Genomic DNA, 21027 nt, shown 5'->3' on the forward strand with positions numbered 1-21027 from the left:
GGACCCGTTCAGGCTGTTGCGTTGAGATTGAAAATCAACCACGCTTGGCCGTGCTTGGCGCTGCAGTGGGGCTTGAGGTCCCAAAAAACGGCTTCCGACCAGCGTGGTTGATCAACTCAATTGTTCAAAAAAGGGTATTCATAAGCGACTTGGCAATGAATTTAAAAATCTTTGGGTGGTGCTGTGGGCCACTGGTATGCATTTTGCGACCACAGCCTTGTGCCCGCTGACCTGCGGCTTGGCTCAGCTTGTCCCCACGGCACCGTATCTTGAACACAGATCCGTCAAGCATTTGGTCAGCATTTGGTTGGAATGCGCATGAAGTGCCGTGTGAGCATGGACATATGTGGAGGTCATGAGGTTGTAGCTGCATATTCTTGCAGTCTAGGAGGTTGAAAGATATTATTACCAAGTCTTTTCCTGCTTCAGGCGCACCTTCACGACCTGAAGCCACATTTGCCCAGAGGAGGTGACAATATGAAGGCTTATGAACTGCTGTTCTTTGTTGACCCGTCGCTCGACCCCGAGACTCGTCTCGCTGTTATGAAGCGTATCGATACCACGATCGCTGAGGGCGCTGGCAAGGTCGACTCCGTTGACGAGTGGGGCAAGCGCAAGCTCGCCTACGAGATCAACGACCTCACCGATGGTGACTACACCCTCATCAACTTCCACGCAGATCCTACCCAGATCGCCGAGCTTGATCGCGTCCTGCGCATCACCGACGCTGTGGTCCGCCACATGATCGTCCGTCGCGACGACCAGGAGTAAGACTGTCGTTTTGGACTGGGCTTGTGCCCCAAGAGGAAGTAGTGAGTTATGAGCATCAATCGAGTGAACATCACCGGTAACCTCACCCGCGATCCCGAGCTGCGCGCCACCGCCGGCGGAACCCAGGTTCTGTCCTTTGGCGTCGCCGTGAACGATCGTCGCCGCAACGCGCAGACTGGCGAGTGGGAGGACTATCCCAACTTTGTCGACTGCACCATGTTCGGCACCCGCGCCGAGGCCGTGAGCCGTTTCCTGGCAAAGGGAAACAAGGTCGCGATCGAGGGCAAGCTGCGCTACAGCTCTTGGGAGCGCGACGGCCAGCGCCGGAGCAAGCTTGAGGTCATCGTCGATGAGATCGAGTTTATGAGCTCCCGTGGTGGCCAGGGTGGCTACGACCAGGGCGGTTACGCCCCCGCAGCTCCCGCGCCCGCAGCACGTCCTGCCGCACCGGTGGCTACGCCGCCCGCGGTCGACGTCTACGATGAGGACATCCCGTTCTAAGGGTTGTTCACCTATTTTTGAGTGAGAGGCGGCTTCGGTTCGCCGAAGTTGCCAAACGAAAGGTATTTTGACATGGCTAATGATTTTTCTGCACGTCAGCCGCGTCGTAAGTACTGCCAGTTCTGCAAGGAGAACACTGAGTTCATCGACTATAAGGACACTCAGCTTCTCCGTAAGTACATGACCGACCGTGGCAAGATTAAGCCCCGTCGCGTCACTGGCGCTTGCACGCAGCATCAGCATGACATCGCCAACGCCATCAAGCGCGCCCGCGAGATGGCTCTCCTGCCGTACACCGTCCCCGTGGTTTCCTCTCGTGGCAACCGCGACCGCGGCTAAGAAGGGAGACGCATCATGAAGGTTATTCTTCTCGATGAGATCAAGGGCAAGGGCGGCGAGGGTGACGTCGTAGAGGTCGCTCAGGGTTACGCTGAGAACTTCCTGTTCCCCAAGAAGCTCGCTGTTGCCGCCACCAAGGGCAACCTCAAGCAGCTTGACGAGCGTCGCAACAACATCGCCAAGCGCGAGGCCGTCCGTCTGGCTACCGCCAACGAGACCAAGGCTGCCTTCGAGGGCAAGACGGTCACCGTTGACGTCAAGGTCGGCGACGAGGGCATCCTCTTTGGCTCCGTTACCGCCGCTATGATCGCTGACGCCATCAAGGCTCAGCTCGGTATGGACATCGACCGCAAGCGCGTCGAGCTCGGTAAGCCCATCAAGGTTGCCGGTGCCCACACCGTTGCCATCTCGCTGTACCGCGAGATCAAGGCCGAGGTTGTCGTTCTCGTCGGCGTTACCGCCGAGGAGCTCGCTGCCGAGGCTGAGGTCGAGGAGGCCGCTGAGGTCGCCGAGGCCGAGACCGCCGAGGTCGAGACTGAGGCTGCTGCCGAGTAGCATTTGCTGCAACGCAACAATCTTGTTCTAAGAAGGGCGCTCTGGGAAACCAGGGCGCCCTTTTGTTTTTTGCGCTGAGTGAGTGTCATGGTGAACGTTGCGTCGAAGTCCTATATACAGGACCGTTCATCCGTTTGGTTCGGTGATGATTGGCGGCGCGCGGCGCGTTTTGGGACCGTGGCTGATACTATGGATGCTCGCAAGCGATATGAATGAGGATGCTCATGGCATATGACGATAGGGAGACCGGGCTGACGGTTGAGGACCGCGGCTCCAAGTTGGGTCTTCCCCAAAACCAAGATGCAGAGGCCAATGTACTGGCCGCTATGCTGCTATCGCCCGAGGTGGTCGAAGAGGCCCAGGTCGAGCTGCAGCCCGATGACTTCTACCGGCCCATTCATAAGACCATCTATACCGCGATGGTCGATATGTACAACAGCCGCATTCCCATCGACTCCATCTCGCTGATCGATTACCTGCGAAGCATCAACAAGCTCGATGCCGTGGGCGGCGAAGCGTACATTTTGGAGTTGATGGGTCAGACTCTGTCGCTCGTGAACTGGCAGCACCATGCTGCCATCGTTCGCCGCGACTCGATGCTGCGTGAGTTGATCGGCGCCACCAACGAGATCAATGCGCTGGCCTACAACGCCCCTACCGACACCAAGGAGGTCGTGGAGCTGGCCGAGAGCAAGCTGCTCAAGGTCACGGCGCGCGAGGTCAAGTCGAGCTACAAGACGCTGACCGAGTTTATGGTCGAGGCCTATAACGAGGCCGAGGAAGTGTGCCAGGCAGGCGGCCAGGCTGCGGGCGTGCCCACGGGCTTCCCGTCGCTCGACCGCATGCTCATGGGTTTTCGCGAGGGCCAGCTCATCATCATCGGCGCCCGCCCTGCTGTGGGTAAGACGTCGTTCGCCCTGAATCTGGCGCTCAACGCTGCCGCTGCCGGTTATACCGTCGGCTTCTTCTCGCTGGAGATGTCGGGCAAGGAAATTGCCCAGCGTCTGATTTGCGCCTACGCCATGATCTCGATCAGTGACTTCCGCATGGGCCGCATTAGCCCCGAGCAGTGGGCAAATATCAACGAGGCCACGCAGACCTTGTCCAAGCTCGATATTCTGATTGACGATACGCCCGGCACCACAGTGACCGAGATTCGCGCCAAGAGCCGCCGCATGCTCCACAACAAGGAGAAGGCCATCATCATCCTGGACTACCTGCAGCTGGTGAGTCCTCCGCCGGGACGCCGCTCCGAGAGCCGTACCGTCGAGGTCTCCGAGATGTCGCGTGGTCTGAAGATCATGGCCAAGGAACTCAAGATCCCGCTCATCGCGCTGTCGCAGCTCTCGCGTCAGGTCGAATCCCGTACCGGCAAGCGCCCGCAGCTTTCCGACCTTCGTGAATCGGGCTCCATCGAGCAGGACGCCGATATCGTTATGTTCTTGGACCGCTCCGCCGACGAGGCCGAAGCCTCGCGCGACGATCGACCCGACGAGGGCGTTACGCGTATCGTCGTGGCCAAGAACCGTTCGGGCCCGATCGGCGACGTCGACCTGATGTTCCTGCCGGCATCCACCAAGTTCTATGAGCTTGATGGGGCACATGCCGAGGAGTAGGACAGGCGCCCGTTGCACGGGTATACTGGGAATGTTTTGTGCTTCTGCGTGCCGGCGTGGCGCGTAGACAGTCCATGAATGTAAGGAGTAAACATGCCGTCAACCGTTTTGGTCGGTGCCCAGTGGGGCGATGAGGGCAAGGGTAAGATCTGCGACCTGGTCGCCGGCGACTTCGATGCCGTCGTGCGCTACTCGGGCGGCAACAACGCCGGCCACACCATCGTCGTCAACGGCAAGAAGTACGGCCTGCACCAGGTGCCCTCCGGCATCATGTATTCCGACCATGTGTCGGTGATCGGTAACGGCTGCGTCGTCAACCCCAAGGTTGTCCTTGAGGAGATCGACATGTTTGAGGCCGACGGCATCACCACCAAGAACCTCAAGATTAGCGGCAACGCGCATGTCATCATGCCGTACCACATCGACCTGGATGGCGCCTTTGAGCAGAAGCTCGGCAAGAAGAACATCGGTACCACCAAGCGCGGTATCGGTCCGTGCTATCAGGACAAGATGGCCCGCATTGGCCTGCGCATGCAGGATATGCTGGACGAGGCGCTGTTCCGCGACAAGCTGGAGACCGCTCTCGCCCGCGTGAACCCCGAGCTTGAGCTCATCTACAACCTGCCCACCTACACCGTGGACCAGATTTGCGACGAGTACCTGCCCATGGCCGAGCGCCTGCGTCCCTACATCACCGAGACGAGCCTGCTGCTCAACAACATGATCGATGAGGGCAAGGACCTGCTGTTTGAGGGCGCCCAGGCGACGTTGCTCGACATCGACCACGGCACCTATCCGTACGTGACGTCTTCCAACTGCACCGCCGGCGGCGCCATCACCGGCTCCGGCGTGGGCATGAAGAACGTCGACCGCGTGCTGGGCGTCATGAAGGCCTATATCACCCGCGTCGGTTCGGGCCCCATGCCCACCGAGCTTTCCTATGAGTCCGAGGCCGGTCACACGCTGACCGAGGAGGGCTATGAGTACGGTGTGACCACCGGTCGCCGTCGTCGCTGCGGCTGGTTCGACGGCCCCATCGCCAACTACGCCTCACGCGTCAACGGCCTCACCGATATCGCCCTGACTAAGCTCGACGTGCTTTCGGCCTTCGACACCATCAAGGTGTGCGTGGCCTACGACGTCGATGGCGAGCGCTACACCAGCGTGCCCGAGCATCAGGTGCGCTTTGAGCATGCCAAGCCCATCTACGAGGAGCTCCCCGGCTGGAAGTGCGACATCACCGGTTGCCGCAGCTTTGATGAGCTGCCGCAGGAGGCTCAGGACTACGTGGCGTTTATCGAGGATCTGGCACACACCCGCGTGACGTTCATTGGCGTCGGCGCCGGTCGCGAGCAGATCATCAACCGATTCTGGAAGTAATCGGGACTATTTGGTTATTGCGATATACCCCTTTGCAGCCCAAGCGGGCGGCCGAGGGGTATATTTGCTTGCAAAGGGCTCGCGCGGAGCGGGCCGTTAATCCATAGAGGAGGCACCCTTGAAGGCGGACACTCAAACCATCGACATCCTGTTGTTGGGCAGCGGCGGCCGCGAGCACGCTCTGGCGGCCAAGCTCGCAGCATCACCGCGCGCCGGCAAGCTCTACATTGCGCCGGGCAACGGCGGCACCGCGAGCTGCGGCGAGAACGTGGTTCTCGACGATTGCGATCCTGCGGCCGTGGCGGCGTTTGCCCAGAGCCACGGATGCGGACTCGTGGTGATCGGCCCCGAGGCCCCGCTCGTGGTGGGCGTGGCCGACGCCGTGCGCGCGGCGGGCATCCCGTGCTTTGGCCCGGGTGCCGAGGGTGCCCAGATGGAGGGCTCCAAGCTGTTCTCCAAGCAGCTCATGGAGCGCGCGAACATCCCGACGGCCGCCTACGGCTCGTTTACCGACGAGGCCTCGGCGCTCGCCTATGTGCGCGAGCAGGGTGCTCCGCTGGTCGTGAAGGCTGACGGTCTTGCCGCTGGCAAGGGCGTTATCGTGGCAACCGAGCTTTCGCAGGCCGAGGAGGCCGTGCGCGAGTGTTTTGGCGGCACCTTTGGCGATGCCGGCAACACCGTGGTTATCGAGGAGATGCTGACCGGCCCTGAGTGCTCGCTTTTGGCCTTTACCGACGGCAAGACCGTGCGCCCCATGGCCACCTCGCAGGATCACAAGCGCGCGCTCGAGGGCGATCTTGGCCCCAACACGGGCGGCATGGGCGTTTACAGCCCGGTGCCTATCGTGACCGACGAGGAGCACGCCACCATGGTGAAGGTCATGGAGCAGACCGTGGCCGAGCTCGCTGCCGAGGGCATCGACTACCGCGGCTGCCTGTACGGCGGCTTTATGCTTACCCCCGCCGGCCCCAAGGTGTTGGAGTTCAACGCCCGCTTTGGCGACCCCGAGACGCAGGTCGTGCTGCCGCGCCTTAAGAACGACCTGGTCGAGGTCATGCTCGCCTGCGCTAACTGCGAGCTCGACCAGATTGAGCTCGATTGGCGTGACGAGTGGGCCGTGGCCGTTGTCCTGACGAGTGCGGGCTATCCCGGCAGCTACGAGAAGGGCAAGGTCATCACCGGTATCGAGGATGCCGAGGCCATGGAGAACGTGACGGTGTACCACGCCGGCACCGCCGTGGTGGACGGCCAGCTCGTGACCAACGGCGGCCGCGTGCTCGCCGTGACCGCGCTGGGCGACACGTTCGAGAACGCCCGCAACCTTGCCTATGAGGCCTGCGAGAAGATCGATTTTGAGGGCAAGACCCTGCGTCACGACATTGGTCTGCGCGCGCTGCGCGGCCGCGACGCCTGGGATGCCTAAAATCCGGGAGGAATGAGACGGATGGACGATAAGAACGAAGAGCTCGTGGACGCGCAGATCGTCGAGGAAGACAGCCGCGCGTACGGACACGCAGAGGGCGAGCCGGGCGGCGAGGTTGCCGATGAGCCGGTGCTGGTGCTGGGGGACGAAGACCCGCATGACGCGCTGCTGCACGAGAAGATTCTTTCGGAGGAGTGCGCCTGGAAGGGCAAGATCCTCGACGTCCACCGTCTTGAGGTTGAACTGCCCAACGGCCACCGCAGTGCCCGCGATGTGATTCGTCATCCTGGCGCGGCGGCCGTTGTCGCGCTGACCGAGACCGGCAAGATCGTGCTGGTGCGTCAGTATCGCACCGCTATCGACCGCGTGACGGTCGAGATTCCCGCCGGCAAGCTCGACCCGGGCGAGGACCCGCTCGATTGCGCCAAACGCGAGCTGCATGAGGAGACGGGCTTTAGGGCCGGTCGCATTCGCTTTTTGACGTCGATTGTCACGACCTGCGGTTTCTGCGACGAGATTATCCACATCTACCTGGCCACCAAGCTCGAGTTTGATGCGCCCAACCCCGACGATGATGAGTTTGTCAACGTGGACCTGGTGCCGCTGCACGAGCTGATCGACGCCGTGCTCGACGGCAAGATCGAAGACGCCAAGACCGTCGTAGGCGCGCTTGCCTGCGACAGCATCGCGCACCGCTTGGGTGGGGCCGAGCTCTAGGTTACGCGGTTTTACCAAACCGCGTAACGAGTCGACGCTGCAAACGCCCCTAAGCGGCAATCTGCCTTTCAATCGTCGCTCGCGTACCGAAGTACGCGTCGCTCCTCTTTCAAGGCACCTTGCTCGCTTAGGGACGTTTTCGCTGACGCTGCCAGAACATCGGCGTTATGCTTGTTGGGACGCTTTGTTTTCAGCCTGACCGGTTCAACCGGATTTCTCACGCTATTTATTTCTCTTCGAGGATTGCATGTTTAAAAGGTTTCTCTCGTATTACGAGCCCCAGACGGGGCTTTTTGTTGCCGATACTGTTTGTGCTCTGGTGCTTGCTGCCATTGACCTTGCGTTTCCTATTATTCTGCGCAATCTGACCGGCGGGTTGTTTACCCAGGGTCAGGCTGCCATTATGCAGGCGCTCGGTATGATTGCGGTGGGACTGGTGCTGATGTATGCCATCCGCTGCGCCTGCCGCTACTTTGTGAGCTACTGGGGCCATGTGATGGGCGCGCGCATGGAGTCCAAGATGCGCGAGGACCTGTTCGATCAGTACGAGCGCTTTAGCTTTGCATACTTCGATCGCAACAGCTCGGGCGACATGATGAGCCGCGTGGTCAACGACCTGTTCGATATCTGCGAGGCGGCGCACCATGTGCCCGAGTGGATCATCATCTGCGGCATCGAGATTATCGGCTCGTTTGTGATCCTCTTTACCATCGCCCCGGTGCTGGCGCTTGCCATGGCTGTGGTGACAGCAGCGTTTGCGGTCATCATGTTTTGGCAGAACATGCGCATGCGCGAGGTCTTTAGCGACAATCGCAAAAAAATCAGCGGCATCAATGCGCAGCTGCAGGATTCGCTGGCGGGCATGCGCGTGGTCAAGAGCTTTGCCAATGAGGAGACCGAGCGCTCTAAGTTCCGCGCCTCCAACAATCGCTACCTTTCGTCCAAGGAAAACATGTATCACGCCATGGGCGTCTATACTGCGACGTATGGCCTGCTCTCGGGTGTGCTCTATGTGATCGTGGTACTGCTGGGCGGCTGGCTGGTCGCCCAGGGACAGCTGCAGGCGGTCGATATGGCGACCTTTGCACTCTATATTTCGCTGTTCTGCACGCCGCTCGAGACGCTCGTCAATTCGGCCGAAACGTATCAGAAGGCTATCGCCGGCTTTAAGCGTATGGACGAGGTGCTCTCGACCGTGCCGGATATCCAGGACAAGCCGGGCGCCACGGATCTGCAGGTGACTGCCGGCGCCGTGGAATATCACGACGTGTGCTTTAACTACGAGGACGTTGAGCTGGGCGAGGGCGATGCCGAAGAGCGTCCCGTTATCGACCATATGAATCTGTCCATCAAGCCCGGGCAGACCATCGCTTTGGTTGGCCCTTCGGGCGGTGGCAAGTCCACGACCTGTTCGCTGCTGCCGCGCTTTTATGACGTGGCTGCCGGATCCATTAGCATCGACGGCCAGGACGTGCGCGATGTGACGCAGCAGAGCCTGCGTCGCGCCATCGGCCTGGTGCAGCAGGATGTCTATCTGTTTGACGGCACGATTGGCGAGAACATCGCCTACGGCAAGCCGGGCGCTACGGCAGGAGAGATCGCCGAGGCCGCCCGTCGCGCCAACATCGATGCCTTTATCGAGTCGCTTCCACAGGGTTATGACACGGTCGTGGGCGAGCGCGGCAGCCGTCTTTCGGGCGGACAGAAGCAGCGTGTTGCCATCGCGCGAGTGTTTCTCAAGAACCCCAAGATCCTTATTTTGGATGAGGCGACGAGTGCTTTGGATAACGAGAGCGAGGAGGCGGTGCAGGAGTCGCTCGAAGAGCTGGCACGCGGCCGCACCACGATTATCATCGCCCACCGTCTTTCGACCATTAAGCATGCCGATGAGATCGCGACCGTTGAGCATGGTCGCGTTGTGGAGCGTGGCACGCACGAGGAGCTTCTCGCCCGTGGCGGCACTTATGCCCGTTACTATCGAATGCAGTTCGAAGGTGCGCGTGCGCACGAGCTCGACTGATTGATATGACAGGAAGTTTATGGCTGACAAGAACCCTTTGACTCCGGAAGAAGTGACGGAGTTATTCTCCGAAATCGATGCATCCGGTGTCTTGGATCCCACGCTTGCCAAAAAGCGCACCGAGCGCATGCGTGAGAAGGAGGCTGCGGCCAAGCGCGGTGACAAAGCGGCGCTAGCGCAGCTGCGCAGCGAGGACCGCGCGAGCCAGGCAAAACATATCGACCCGCTGTCCGAGGACGACCCTTCGGGCTCGCAGGTGAGCCATACCATTACGAAGACTGCCATGGCCGTGGTCATTGGCATCTTGGTGCTGATTGTGGGCATGCAGATTGGCTACGGCGTGATGCGACGCCTGAACACCGCCAACCTGTCCGAGAGCGTTTCGGTGGATACCGTTTCGACGGCGCTGAAGGGCGGCCTTGAGTGGGGCAACGGCTTTACGCAGTTCCCGCTCGACTTTACCGTCGATGAAGCTGATGAGCGTACGGGCACGGTCGAGGTGACGGTGTTGGACACATCGTCTGCCAACGAGCTCGAGCTGCTGTCCAACGGGCAGATTCAGGCCGCTGCGCTTGCGACCAACGCGCTGCTCAACGATAAGATCGACCGCGTGGTGTATAACGTTCACGCCTATATCGACGAGGATAGCAACATTCAGCACGATTCCTTCTTTGGCATGTTTCCCGCGCGGGGTCATCAGAGCGCCATTTTGACGTTTGTGTGGACCAAGAGCTCATCCAACGCCACGAGTATCGACTGGAAGATGCGCATCGTAAGCATGGACGACACCATTGCCGAGCGCATTCAAAAACAGGTGAACTCGGTTTCGTCGCTGATCGAGGACCCGGTGGTGAGCCAGACCAAGATTGACGAGGAAAAGGCCGAACGTGACCTGGAGCATCGTCTGCATGGCCGCGAGATTTTCCGCGGCGGCAAGCCCGATCGCTCACCGTCCGATCTGCTGGAACAGGACAAGCAAAAGTAAGAGGCCATTATCCCGCGTGAGCCACAAGCCCACGCGGGATAATTTTTCTGGGACGGGGATTAAATAATCATTATGCATAGAAAGTCATAATTATCATTTCGTAAACATTTCGATGAAATTAACGCCATGAGGCATGCTTGCGGTTACAATACCGCGAGGCCTAACTACACACCTTTAAGCCGGTCCTGTGAGACCGGGAAGGAGAATTATGGCGAACAACCATACCGCGGGCGCTGCCGCCCGCACCTTCGCGCCCAGCGAGCTTTGCCAGCGTATGCTGGCCAAAACCAGCAAGGGCACCTGCGGTCCCTGTATCCTGTATCTTGAGGATGGGACCATTTTTTATGGACGTGCATGCGGCGCCGAGGGCACCGCGACCGGCGAAGTCTGCTTCAACACCTCGCTCGAGGGCTACTTTGAGGTCATGACCGACCCGAGTTATGCCGGCCAAATTGTAACCATGACCTATCCGCAGATCGGCAATTACGGTATCGACGAGACCGATGTCCAGTCGGCCTTCCCCGGCGACGCCGTGCGCCCTGCGAGCGCTCCGGCTATGCGCGGCATGATCGTTCGCGATATGTGCGCCACGCCTTCTAACTGGCGCTCGGCCGTCAGCGTGCCGGAGTACCTGCGCGCTCACGGCATCGTCGCTATCGAGGGTATCGACACCCGCGCTCTGGTGCGCCATCTGCGCGACAATGGTTCCAAGATGGGCATTATCTCGACCGAGATCTTCGACGTCGACGAGCTTGCCGAGCGCTTGTCCGCTGCGCCCACGCTGGTAGGCGAGAACCTGGTCAAGACCGTAAGTTGCCCCGCGCCTCACGAGTTTGTGGCCGCCGACCTGCCTGCCACGCATGACTTTGCGCTTGCGGCTGCCGCTCCTGCCCGTCACAAAGTGGTCGCCTACGACTGCGGTGTGAAGCGCGGTATTCTGGAGGGCCTGGTCCGTGCCGGCTGCGATCTCACCGTCGTGCCGTGGGATACGCCCGCCCAGCAGGTACTCGACATGAATCCCGATGGCGTCTTTTTGTCCAACGGCCCCGGCGACCCCGATGCCGTGGTGGAGACCTATGAGCAGGTACAGCAGCTGATCGGCAAGGTGCCGGTCTTTGGCATTTGCCTCGGTCACCAGATGATCAGCCTGGCCTGCGGCGCCCAGATGGAAAAGCTTAAATTCGGTCACCGTGGCGGTAACCAGCCGGTTATGAATCTGGTGAGCCGTCGCGTGGAGATCACCGCGCAAAACCACGGCTTTGGCCTGCTGTTCCCCAGTCTGGGCAAACTGATTCCGGAGCTTTCCGGCGGCGAAACCGAGCATGCGGCCGACGGTGACCTGCGCGCCTGGGTGCGTCGCGGCATCGCGCCGGTCGTGATGAACGAGCGCTTTGGTCGCATTCGCCTGACACATGTGAACCTCAACGACGGCACCGCCGAGGGCATCCAGCTGCTCGACGCCCCGTGTTTCTCGGTCCAGTACCACCCAGAGGCTTCGCCTGGCCCCACCGATGCCCACTATCTCTTTACCGCCTTTACGCGACTCATGGACGGCGAGGAGAACTACCTGGACATCGACACCGCGAAGGACCGCCTCGCCGGCTGGAATTTCGCCGACGATGGTTCCGCCGTTCTACCGAACGGCGGACCGGTCGACGCTGCGGCTGCATCTGGCACATCATCTTGCCGTTCTGCTTCGGACGCGCGGGCATAAGCCCAGCGCGCCCTCGCATCACGGCAACCTGATGCACCAGCTGCACCCTCGCTGACTTTTCCAAAACATTGAGTCAGCCTCTCTAGGAGGTTTTTAACATGCCTAAACGTACTGACATCAAGCGCATCCTCGTTATTGGTTCGGGCCCCATCGTTATTGGCCAGGCCTGCGAGTTCGACTACTCCGGCGCCCAGGCCTGCAAGGTGCTCAAGGAGGATGGCTTTGAGGTCATCCTGGTCAACTCCAACCCGGCGACCATCATGACCGACCCGGGCTTGGCCGACCGCACCTATGTCGAGCCCATCACCGCCGAGTTTATCGAGCGCGTAATCAAGAAAGAGCATCCGGACGCGCTGCTGCCCACGCTGGGTGGCCAGACCGGTCTGAACGCCGCCGTCGAGCTGGCGAAAGACGGCACGCTGGACAAGTGCGGCGTCGAGATGATCGGCTGCGACCTGGCCGCTATCGAGCGCGGCGAGGACCGCAAGCTCTTTAACGAGGCCATGGCCGAGATCGGCCTGGAGGTCGCGCGCTCGGGCTATGCCTACAGCGTGGCCGACGCCGAGGCTATCGCCGAGCGCGTGGGCTATCCCTGCGTGCTGCGTCCGAGCTTTACCCTCGGCGGCGCCGGCGGCGGCATCGCGCACACCCACGAGGAGCTCGTCTCCATCGTGAGCCAGGGCCTTGAGCTCTCGCCTGCCCATGAGGTGCTGGTCGAGGAGTCCATCGAGGGTTGGAAAGAGTATGAGATGGAGGTCATGCGCGACCACGCCGGCAACGGCATCATCGTGTGCTCCATTGAGAATCTCGACCCCATGGGCGTGCACACCGGCGACTCCATCACCGTGGCGCCGGCGCAGACACTAAGTGACCTTGAGTACCAGCGCATGCGTGTCGCGTCGCTCGCCATTCTGGAGAAGATCGGCGTCGAGACCGGCGGCTCCAACGTGCAGTTTGCCGTGAACCCCCAGACCGGCCGCCTGATCGTCATCGAGATGAACCCGCGCGTGAGCCGTTCGTCCGCACTGGCCTCCAAGGCCACGGGCTTCCCCATCGCCAAGGCCGCCGCTCGCCTGGCCGTGGGCTACACGCTCGACGAGATCGTCAACGACATCACCAAGGCAACGCCCGCCTGCTTTGAGCCCACGATTGACTACTGCGTGGTCAAGGTGCCGCGCTTTGCCTTCGAGAAGTTTAAGGGTACCGACCCCACGCTCACCACGCGCATGAAGGCCGTGGGCGAGATCATGGCGATCGGCCGCACCTTTGAGGAGGCCTTCGGCAAGGCCATGCGCTCACTGGAGGACGGTCACCAGGGCATCTGCGCCGGTGGCAAGGAGGGTGCCGACAAGCTGAGCGACGATGAGCTCGCTCAGGCCGCGGCAACCCCGACCGAGCACCGCATCTTCTTTGTGGTCGAGGCCCTGCGCCGTGGCTGGGACATCGCCCGCATCCATGCCATCTGCGGTATCGATCCGTGGTACCTCAATCGTATCAACGACATGGTGCAGGTCCAGGAGAGCATCCGCGGCCTGCGTGTGGAGGATATCGACGCCGACGCGATGCGCCTGCTCAAGCAATACGGCACGAGCGACGCCGAGATTGCCGCGCTGACCGGCTCGGACGAGCGCTTTGTGCGCGCCTATCGCAAGGGTCTGGGCGTGGTTCCCAGCATGAAGACGGTCGATACCTGCGCGGCCGAGTTCTCGAGCGCCACGGAGTACCACTACAAGACGTACGAGAACATCTACCGCACGAGCCCGGATGCCAAGAAGTGCGTGGCTCCCGACGAGACCACGCCGGCGGACAAGCCCAAGGCGATGATCCTGGGCGCCGGCCCCAACCGCATTGGCCAGGGTATCGAGTTCGATTACTGCTGCGTGCACGCGAGCTACGCGCTGGCGGCCCGCGGCTTCGAGACCATCATGGTCAACTGCAATCCCGAGACCGTCTCGACCGACTATGACACGTCCGACCGTCTGTACTTTGAGCCGCTCACCTACGAGGACGTCATGGACGTTATCGATGTCGAGCGCCCCGACGGCGTCGTGGTGACGCTCGGCGGCCAGACTCCGCTTAAGCTGGCGCGCATGCTCGAGGAGAGCGGCGTGAACATTATGGGCACCAAGCCCGACGCCATCGATTTTGCCGAGGACCGCGAGCGCTTCGCCGCTCTGCTCGACAAGCTGGGCATCATGTACCCGCCGGCGGGCCAGGCCACCTCGTTTGAGGAGGCCGAGGCCGTGGCCGCGCACATCGGCTATCCGCTTCTGGTGCGTCCGAGCTATGTGTTGGGCGGCCGCGGCATGATGATCGCCTACGATGCCGAGCATCTGCGCGATTACATGGCCGAGGCCGCGCGCATTAGCCCCGACTACCCGGTGTACCTCGATCGCTTCCTGGAGGGTGCGATTGAGTCCGATGTCGATGTCCTGTGCGACGGCGAAGAGGTCTACATCGGCGGCATCCTGGAGCATATTGAGGAGGCCGGTATTCACTCCGGCGACTCTGCGACCTGCATCCCTCCGTTTAGCTTTAGCGAGAGCCTGCAGGCGAAGCTCCGCGAGACCACGCGCCGCATCGCGATGGCGCTGGGCGTACGCGGCCTGGTCAACGTGCAGTATGCCATCAAGGGCGAGACCGTCTACGTGATCGAGGCCAACCCGCGTGCCAGCCGTACCGTGCCGTTTATCTCCAAGGCCACCGGCGTGCCGCTGGCCAAGTGCGCGGCGCGTATCATGGCGGGCGATTCCATCGCGAGCTTGGGCCTGCCGAGCGATGAGCGTCAGCTGGACTGGTTCTGCATGAAGGAAGCCGTTATGCCCTGGGGCCGTTTTCCGGGCGCCGACGTTATCCTGGGGCCCGAGATGAAGTCGACGGGCGAGGTCATGGGTATCGCCAAGAGCTATCCCGAGGCATACGCCAAGACGCAGCTGGCGATCGACTACAAGCTGCCCGACCCGAGCGCCGGCAAGGTGTTCATTAGCGTGTGCGACCGCGACAAGCGTCATATCCTTTCGGTCGCGCGTATCCTGCGCTACCTGGGCTTTGATATCTGCTCCACCGAGGGCACGGCGCGCGTGCTGCGCGGCGGCAACGTGACGTGCGAGATCGTGGAGAAGATTAGCGGCCCGCACGACGGCGAGCGCCCCAACATCGGCGACCTCATCGCCGATGGCAAGATCGCGGTGATCATCAACACGCCGTACGGTCCGGGCTCGCGTGGCGACGGCTATCTGCTGCGCACCGAGGCGGTGCGCCGCGGTGTGACCTGCGTGACCGCGATGTCTGCCGCCAACACGTATGTGAGTGCCATCGAGGCGGTGCGCGAGGACCAGCAGGGTCACGGCAGCGCCAACGACATGGGCATGGACGTCATCGCCCTGCAGGACCTGCCGCAGCACACGGTGTAGCGTGACCTGTCCGGCCGGGGCGGGAGGGGCCGAGATTTCCCCCTTTCGCTCCGGCTGCAAGCAGAGTCGCTCAGGAGGAAACTCGGCCCCTCCCGCCCCGGCCTGCGGTGACTTGGCCGCACCGTGTGCTGCCGAAGGGGCTTTGCGCGATGACTAGGGCTGAAAAAGAAAGTGAGTGTGGGATCCGCCGTTCGTTCGAACGGCGGATCCCACGTTTTGGATTTATTGGGCTGTGGCGGTGAAGGTTGTTTTGTCGGCGGCGATGTGCACGCGCAGCTTTGCCTGACCGTCGCAGCTGATGAGCACGCCTACCTCGAACGGGGTCCCCGTCTTGTCGTAGGTCGAACGCACGATGCGCATCGCCGCCTTACCGGTGTTCTGTCCCAAAAGGCGCGCCTCATGCTTGTCGAGGTTGACCGTCTCGTAGACGGCATCGACGCTTGCGGGCAGGATGCCGGTCTTTTCCGCGATGTAGGCGTAGAGCGAGCCATCCACGTCTTTGCGTGTGAGCTCGGGGCAAAGTGACACGGGGATATAGACGTAGTTGAGCTCCATGGGTTTGTCGTTGGCGAGACGCAGGCGGCGAATCTCCCAGACGGGTGTCCCTTCGGACACTTTGAGCCCAGAGGCGATGCCGCGGACGGCCGGTATGCTTGAAAAGGCGAGAATCTGTGAGCTCGGAACCCGTCCCGCTTCGCGCATCCGCGCGCTGAAATTCAGGGCCAGGTCGATGCCGGGCGCTGAGGTTTGGGGCTTGATGAACGTGCCCTGCCCGCGTTTGCGCACCACGCGCCCCTCGATGACGAGATCTTGGAAGCAACGGCGCACGGTCGCGCGCGATAACTCCAGCCGCTCACAGATTTCGAGCTCGCGTGGCAGCGGCGTCTTGGTGTCGAACGCCTGGCTGGCGATAAGCAGGGCGATTCGATGTTTAAGTTGGACATAGAGCGGCGTATCACCGCTGCGATCGAAGGGTTCGGAGGCGAGAAACGAGATCATGTCCATGGGGTACCTCCATGTCGTGAGCATACGTGACATGGTCTGACACTGCGGGACAAACCGGTGATGTCAGGCCCGATTCTTGTCGGTATGTATGGTACATAAGGAACATAAAACATTTACCAGGCAATCTACCTGCTATTTTAAAAATAATTGGAAGAAAAAATAATTTAGGCACAAAAATAGTTGCTACCGTTAACCGATGAATAGTTGCCGTTCGCAACTATTTTCTTGTACCGAACATGCCCCGGCGCAACAATAATCTCAGCAAAAAGCAAAGCCGTGCGACACACGGCAGGTCGAGAGGAGACCGCATGCGGTATCTGGTAATGGTCAGTCACGGAACGCTCGCTCCCGGACTGCACAGTGTCCTCAAGATGCTCGGCAATGACGCCCCGAACATCTTGTCGACGAGTCTCGTGGACGGCATGGGCGCTGACGAGTATGTCGAGAACGTCAAGGCGATGCTCGCTCCCGTTACCGCCGATGACGAGGTTGTCCTGCTTGGTGACATCCTGGGCGGATCGCCGCTCACCAATGCCATGAACACGCTGGCCGAGAAGGGCCTGCTCGCCCACACCATTGCCTTCGGCGGCATGAACCTGCCCATGGCTATGACCGCCATGATGGGGCTTGCCACCATGGACCTGGATTCCCTCAAGCAGATGATGCTGCAGGAGGGCAAGAACGGTATGTCCGAGCTCGTTGTCCCGACCGATGACGCCGACGACGAGGACGACGACATCTAGGCAGCGCATCCGCCCAAATTTTTGTGATGGAGCGGGGGTTAAGAGGAAAGACCCCTGGTGATAAAGAAAGGGAGAACGCATGATTTCGTTCATCCGTATTGACGACCGTATGATCCATGGACAGACCGTTACCCGTTGGGCCCTCGAGTATCCCTGCGACGGTCTTATCGCCGTCAACGACGCTGCAGCGTCCAACCCCGTGCTCAAGGAGGCCTACAAGAGTGCCTCGGGCAAGAAGACGTTCGTGTGGACCAAGGAGCACTTCAAGGAGGTCTCCGAGAAGGTTCTCAAGTCCGACACCAAGTACTTCCTGATCACCAAGAACCCGCTCGACATGAAGGAACTTCTCGTCGATTTTGGCTTTAAGCCCGGCATGGACCGCATCATCGTCGGTCCCTGCAACGATCGTCCCGGCACCACCAAGCTCGGCAACAACCAGTCGATCACGCAGGAAGAGGCCCAGGCGCTCGAGGACCTCACCAACGCCGGCTACACGGTCGAGTTCGCCCTTATCAAGGAGAAGTCCATCGGTGAGTGGCCCAAGTTCCGCGGTCAGTTTGGCTTCTAGTTAGGCGCCAGCCGCATTTTGGTATCTACAGCCCTTGGTGAAAGGGGCTGAGGAATAAAGAAAGGGGAAAGCATGGCAATCAATGCATTCCAAGCCGCGCTGTTCGGCCTGTTCGCCTGCCTGGCATCACTGCCTGGCATGGGCGGCACGACGATCGGCAACTACACTCTGGGTCGTCCTCTGGTCGCCGGCCTCATCGTCGGCATCATCATGGGCGATATGCAGACGGGCATCCTCGTCGGCGCTGCCATCCAGGTTGTCTACATCGCTCTCGTGACCCCCGGCGGAACCGTCTCCGCCGACGTCCGCGCCGTGTCCTATATCGGCATCCCGCTGGCGATCCTCGCCATCAAGAACTCGGGCATCGATCCCGCCTCCGCTGAGGCTGCCGGCATGGCCGCATCCCTCGGTGCCGCCGTCGGCACGCTCGGCACTGTGCTCTTCTATGGCACCGCCACCATCAACCTGGTGTGGCAGGGCATGGGGTGGAAGTGGCTCGAGAAGGGCGATCTCCACAAGCTCTACCTGGTCAACAACGTTCTGCCTTGGATTGGTCACATCGTCTGCTCGTTCCTCCCGACGTTCATCATCACCATGGGCGGCACCGCCATGGTCGACCTCATGAAGACCTACATGCCCATGGACGGCATCGCGATGAAGACGCTGTTCACCGTCGGCTCGCTGCTGCCTACCGTCGGTATCGCCATCCTGCTCAAGCAGGTCATCTCCAAGCCGACGGACTTCCTCACGTTCTTCTTCGGCTTCACCCTGTCCGCTGTCATGGGATGCAACCTGATTGCCGCTGCCGGCATCGGCTGCTTCTTCGCCCTGATCAACTATGAGATCGCTTCGCTCAAGATCGACCTCGCAAACGCTCCCAAGGCAGCTATCGCCTCGGGCTCCGATGATGAGGAAGAGGAGGACATCTAATGGCAGAGAAGAAGAAACTCTCTAAGAAAACGCTTGCCAAGTCGTTCCGCAACTGGTCCTATGGCAACCTGACTTGCTTCTCGCAGGAGCACATGCAGACCTTCGGTTACCTGTGCGCCATGCTTCCGATCGTCGAGGAGCTCTACGACACGCCCGAGGAGCAGAAGCAGGCCCTCCAGACCTACTCCGCGTTCTTCAACACCGAGCCGCAGATCGGCACCATGATTGTCGGCGTCACCGCCGGCCTCGAGGAGGCTCGCGCAAACGGCGAGGCCATCGACGACGACGCCATCAACGGCATCCGCGCCGGCCTCATGGGCCCGCTCGCCGGCCTTGGCGACTCGCTGATCGTCGGTACCCTGATCCCGATCCTGCTCGGTATCGCCCTCGGTCTCTCGACCGGCGGCTCCCCGCTCGGCGCTATCTTCTATATCGTCGTGTGGAACCTGCTCATGTACCTCGGCATGCGCTTTGCCTACAACCAGGGCTATGAGCTCGGCGGCAAGGCGGTCGAGGCCCTCGTTGGCCCCAAGGCAAAGGCTCTTCGCGATTCCATCGTGATGGTCGGTACCATGGTCATCGGTGCCGTGGGCGCAACTTGGGTCTCCATCACCTGCAGCCCCAACCTGGTGCTGCCCGGTGGCGGTAAGTTCCAGGACACGCTCGATGGCATCTATCCGCACCTGCTGCCGATGATCTTCATCATCTTCTGCTGGTACATGATGACCAAGAAGAAGGTCAACCCCATCGTTATGATGCTGATCCTCGTTGTGATCGCATTTGTGGGCGTTGTTATTGGCTTCTTCGACCCGGCACTGAGCTACTAGTCATCATCCCCTGGCCCCCTGTAAGGCCGTGCGGCCTCAACCGCACGGCCTTCTGATTTTGCGCCGCCCTTCAAGGGCAATATGGCCAGCGACCTCCATCGCCTACACGACACCCGCTATATTGCTCTTGAAAGATGACGTATTCGATAAACGATGGACTTGCGCATGATGCACACTTTGCACGAGGAGGACCATATGCACGAGAAACACGGACACGACCTTTCGCGCGACGACTTGATCCGCGAGGCAAAGATGCAGACCGATGCTATTCAGCGGCTCAACGTTTGGCTGCGCCTGGGCTATTCGCTCGTGGCGATTGGCTTTTTGATGGGGATGTGGGGTATGCAGGGAGGCCCCGGCTGGGGTGTCCCCGTGGGCATCGTGTGCCTGGTGGTGGGCACTCCGCTTTCGATCGTGCTTAAGGTTGGCACGACCAACGCCAAAAAGAATGTCGAGCGCATGCTTGAGGCCGCGGGTATCGACGTTGAGGAGCTTATGCGACGCAAGAAGGACGAGCAATAGACTTCCGCGTTGGGGTATCATAAATAATTGTTGCGAATGTTAACTAATGTACGGCAAATGACGGTTTTATGGCCCTTCTAGAGTTGCAAAGGACAATATCCCCAGTGGATTACGATGACGTTGCTCGAAAACTGATCGTGTACTCACGTTCCCTTGCCAAGGGATCCTTGAGTGCTGCCGGCGGCGCCAGTGTGGGCGAGGCGCCGGTTTTACAGTATCTATCGGGTATTGACGGTGATGTCATTCCCTCCGAGATTGCCAAGAAGCTGAAATTCTCCCGTGCGCGCATGTCGCATATCTTGGATTCACTCGAGAGCAAGGGTTACGTTCAGCGCAGGACCGATCCAAACGATCGTCGGCGTGTGCTGGTGAGCATTACCGAGGAAGGCCGTGATTTCGCGGCGAAAAAAAATGCCGAGAGTGTGGCATCGCTCTCGAAACAACTCTCAGCGCTCGGCGAGCACGATGCTCAGGAGCTCGTGCGCATCCTGAATAAAGCCTACAGCCTTACCTATGATGCCGACGACTACCTGGACAATCTATAAGGATAAAGACAGACATTTAGGTGCATCATGAAATGCACCCGGGACAGTTGTGCCCATCAGCCACCGTCAACATCTCATTCCAAACCAAATCAGCCAACGTACGCCATGGCAACCCCCGGTAGGTCGCAGGGTGGCGGCTGAGCCTTTCCCTCGGGAAACTTCGCGAAGCCCAGTTCCCGAGGGAAAGGTATGGTCTGTGTAATACCAGATAAACAGTACATTTTTGCTAGATTGGTATTTGACTGAAGAACCAATTGGTATGGCTTATTAAGCCTACCTTGCCGTTGACGCTCATTTTACTGCCGTTGGTGGACTTCCGAACTTGGTTGCGCAAGTGCTCCCATATATTGATATGACCTAGTAGGTGGCTATCTGGTTACTACCAGTTGGCCCCTTGGTAACGGGTGGCCCCATTGTGCGGAATGTACCGAACATCCCCGTTTGATACGTTTT

At 60.3% G+C, this 21027-nt stretch carries 19 protein-coding genes; 18 read left to right on the forward strand and 1 reads right to left on the reverse strand.

The genetic code is table 11. The features are described 5' to 3' along the window. The first annotated feature begins 477 nt into the window (after positions 1-477). The 12 genes from rpsF (at position 478) to carB (ending at position 15434) form a co-directional block, all read left to right on the forward strand. Positions 478-771 (forward strand): 30S ribosomal protein S6, encoded by a 294-nt coding sequence (gene rpsF / locus DWZ52_RS06825; protein WP_006235831.1) that lies wholly within the window; start codon positions 478-480, stop codon positions 769-771. Between the two features lie 48 nt (positions 772-819). Continuing rightward, positions 820-1272 (forward strand): single-stranded DNA-binding protein, encoded by a 453-nt coding sequence (locus DWZ52_RS06830; protein ID WP_006235830.1) that lies wholly within the window; start codon positions 820-822, stop codon positions 1270-1272. A 72-nt stretch (positions 1273-1344) separates the two neighbouring features. Next, positions 1345-1611: a 30S ribosomal protein S18 gene (gene rpsR / locus DWZ52_RS06835; RefSeq protein WP_006235829.1), complete on the forward strand. Its 267-nt coding sequence runs from the start codon at positions 1345-1347 to the stop codon at positions 1609-1611. A 15-nt stretch (positions 1612-1626) separates the two neighbouring features. After that, positions 1627-2166, forward strand: a complete 540-nt coding sequence (rplI, locus tag DWZ52_RS06840) for a 50S ribosomal protein L9 (protein ID WP_022094073.1) — start codon at positions 1627-1629, stop codon at positions 2164-2166. Between the two features lie 218 nt (positions 2167-2384). After that, positions 2385-3782, forward strand: a complete 1398-nt coding sequence (gene dnaB / locus DWZ52_RS06845) for a replicative DNA helicase (protein ID WP_006235827.1) — start codon at positions 2385-2387, stop codon at positions 3780-3782. A 93-nt stretch (positions 3783-3875) separates the two neighbouring features. Further along, entirely contained in the window at positions 3876-5162 is a 1287-nt protein-coding gene (locus tag DWZ52_RS06850; protein ID WP_055251352.1) for an adenylosuccinate synthase, read from the forward strand. A 118-nt stretch (positions 5163-5280) separates the two neighbouring features. Continuing rightward, positions 5281-6585 (forward strand): phosphoribosylamine--glycine ligase, encoded by a 1305-nt coding sequence (purD, locus tag DWZ52_RS06855; RefSeq protein ID WP_118385198.1) that lies wholly within the window; start codon positions 5281-5283, stop codon positions 6583-6585. A 21-nt stretch (positions 6586-6606) separates the two neighbouring features. After that, positions 6607-7302, forward strand: a complete 696-nt coding sequence (locus DWZ52_RS06860; RefSeq protein ID WP_199579182.1) for an NUDIX domain-containing protein — start codon at positions 6607-6609, stop codon at positions 7300-7302. A 247-nt stretch (positions 7303-7549) separates the two neighbouring features. Then, the gene (locus DWZ52_RS06865; RefSeq protein ID WP_118065896.1) at positions 7550-9322 is read left to right on the forward strand and encodes an ABC transporter ATP-binding protein; all 1773 of its coding nucleotides are present in this window, start codon (positions 7550-7552) and stop codon (positions 9320-9322) included. Positions 9323-9341: 19 nt separating this feature from the next. Beyond that, the gene (locus tag DWZ52_RS06870; protein ID WP_117564028.1) at positions 9342-10307 is read left to right on the forward strand and encodes a hypothetical protein; all 966 of its coding nucleotides are present in this window, start codon (positions 9342-9344) and stop codon (positions 10305-10307) included. A gap of 208 nt (positions 10308-10515) precedes the next feature. Next, complete coding sequence (carA, locus tag DWZ52_RS06875; protein WP_233547286.1) at positions 10516-12021, forward strand: glutamine-hydrolyzing carbamoyl-phosphate synthase small subunit; 1506 nt, start codon at positions 10516-10518, stop codon at positions 12019-12021. Between the two features lie 98 nt (positions 12022-12119). Then, positions 12120-15434: a carbamoyl-phosphate synthase large subunit gene (gene carB / locus DWZ52_RS06880; RefSeq protein ID WP_118385199.1), complete on the forward strand. Its 3315-nt coding sequence runs from the start codon at positions 12120-12122 to the stop codon at positions 15432-15434. A gap of 222 nt (positions 15435-15656) precedes the next feature. Here the strand turns inward: carB and DWZ52_RS06885 are convergent, their stop codons facing one another. Then, positions 15657-16439 carry a GntR family transcriptional regulator gene (locus tag DWZ52_RS06885; protein WP_158556893.1) on the reverse strand — a complete coding sequence of 261 codons (783 nt, stop codon included), beginning with the start codon at positions 16437-16439 and terminating at the stop codon, positions 15657-15659. Positions 16440-16747: 308 nt separating this feature from the next. On the opposite strand from DWZ52_RS06885, the gene DWZ52_RS06890 reads away from it, so the two are divergent. The 6 genes from DWZ52_RS06890 (at position 16748) to DWZ52_RS06915 (ending at position 20574) form a co-directional block, all read left to right on the forward strand. Then, positions 16748-17182 (forward strand): PTS sugar transporter subunit IIA, encoded by a 435-nt coding sequence (locus DWZ52_RS06890; protein ID WP_089572603.1) that lies wholly within the window; start codon positions 16748-16750, stop codon positions 17180-17182. Positions 17183-17261: 79 nt separating this feature from the next. Then, positions 17262-17750 carry a PTS sugar transporter subunit IIB gene (locus tag DWZ52_RS06895; protein ID WP_089572604.1) on the forward strand — a complete coding sequence of 163 codons (489 nt, stop codon included), beginning with the start codon at positions 17262-17264 and terminating at the stop codon, positions 17748-17750. Between the two features lie 72 nt (positions 17751-17822). Beyond that, the gene (locus DWZ52_RS06900; protein ID WP_089572605.1) at positions 17823-18680 is read left to right on the forward strand and encodes a PTS sugar transporter subunit IIC; all 858 of its coding nucleotides are present in this window, start codon (positions 17823-17825) and stop codon (positions 18678-18680) included. Continuing rightward, positions 18680-19507, forward strand: a complete 828-nt coding sequence (locus tag DWZ52_RS06905; RefSeq protein ID WP_117759528.1) for a PTS system mannose/fructose/sorbose family transporter subunit IID — start codon at positions 18680-18682, stop codon at positions 19505-19507. The genes DWZ52_RS06900 and DWZ52_RS06905 overlap by 1 nt, the downstream gene beginning before the upstream one ends. Before the next feature lie 195 nt (positions 19508-19702). After that, entirely contained in the window at positions 19703-20029 is a 327-nt protein-coding gene (locus tag DWZ52_RS06910; RefSeq protein ID WP_089572607.1) for a hypothetical protein, read from the forward strand. Between the two features lie 104 nt (positions 20030-20133). Further along, a complete protein-coding gene (locus DWZ52_RS06915; protein WP_158550938.1) occupies positions 20134-20574 on the forward strand; it encodes a MarR family winged helix-turn-helix transcriptional regulator in 441 nt (146 codons plus the stop codon). Positions 20575-21027: the final 453 nt, after the last annotated feature.

Origin of the sequence: Collinsella sp. AF33-16, from assembly GCF_003475325.1 — a bacterium.
GTDB lineage: Bacteria > Actinomycetota > Coriobacteriia > Coriobacteriales > Coriobacteriaceae > Collinsella.

Bases quoted from the DNA above. Each gene is read 5' to 3' on its own strand.
- rpsF (WP_006235831.1), top strand. From the start codon at position 478: ATGAAGGCTTATGAACTGCTGTTCTTTGTTGACCCGTCGCTCGACCCC.
- DWZ52_RS06830 (WP_006235830.1), top strand. From the start codon at position 820: ATGAGCATCAATCGAGTGAACATCACCGGTAACCTCACCCGCGATCCC.
- rpsR (WP_006235829.1), top strand. From the start codon at position 1,345: ATGGCTAATGATTTTTCTGCACGTCAGCCGCGTCGTAAGTACTGCCAG.
- rplI (WP_022094073.1), top strand. From the start codon at position 1,627: ATGAAGGTTATTCTTCTCGATGAGATCAAGGGCAAGGGCGGCGAGGGT.
- dnaB (WP_006235827.1), top strand. From the start codon at position 2,385: ATGCTCATGGCATATGACGATAGGGAGACCGGGCTGACGGTTGAGGAC.
- DWZ52_RS06850 (WP_055251352.1), top strand. From the start codon at position 3,876: ATGCCGTCAACCGTTTTGGTCGGTGCCCAGTGGGGCGATGAGGGCAAG.
- DWZ52_RS06860 (WP_199579182.1), top strand. From the start codon at position 6,607: ATGGACGATAAGAACGAAGAGCTCGTGGACGCGCAGATCGTCGAGGAA.
- DWZ52_RS06865 (WP_118065896.1), top strand. From the start codon at position 7,550: ATGTTTAAAAGGTTTCTCTCGTATTACGAGCCCCAGACGGGGCTTTTT.
- DWZ52_RS06870 (WP_117564028.1), top strand. From the start codon at position 9,342: ATGGCTGACAAGAACCCTTTGACTCCGGAAGAAGTGACGGAGTTATTC.
- carA (WP_233547286.1), top strand. From the start codon at position 10,516: ATGGCGAACAACCATACCGCGGGCGCTGCCGCCCGCACCTTCGCGCCC.
- carB (WP_118385199.1), top strand. From the start codon at position 12,120: ATGCCTAAACGTACTGACATCAAGCGCATCCTCGTTATTGGTTCGGGC.
- DWZ52_RS06885 (WP_158556893.1), bottom strand. From the start codon at position 16,439: ATGGACATGATCTCGTTTCTCGCCTCCGAACCCTTCGATCGCAGCGGT.
- DWZ52_RS06890 (WP_089572603.1), top strand. From the start codon at position 16,748: ATGCGGTATCTGGTAATGGTCAGTCACGGAACGCTCGCTCCCGGACTG.
- DWZ52_RS06895 (WP_089572604.1), top strand. From the start codon at position 17,262: ATGATTTCGTTCATCCGTATTGACGACCGTATGATCCATGGACAGACC.
- DWZ52_RS06900 (WP_089572605.1), top strand. From the start codon at position 17,823: ATGGCAATCAATGCATTCCAAGCCGCGCTGTTCGGCCTGTTCGCCTGC.
- DWZ52_RS06905 (WP_117759528.1), top strand. From the start codon at position 18,680: ATGGCAGAGAAGAAGAAACTCTCTAAGAAAACGCTTGCCAAGTCGTTC.
- DWZ52_RS06910 (WP_089572607.1), top strand. From the start codon at position 19,703: ATGCACGAGAAACACGGACACGACCTTTCGCGCGACGACTTGATCCGC.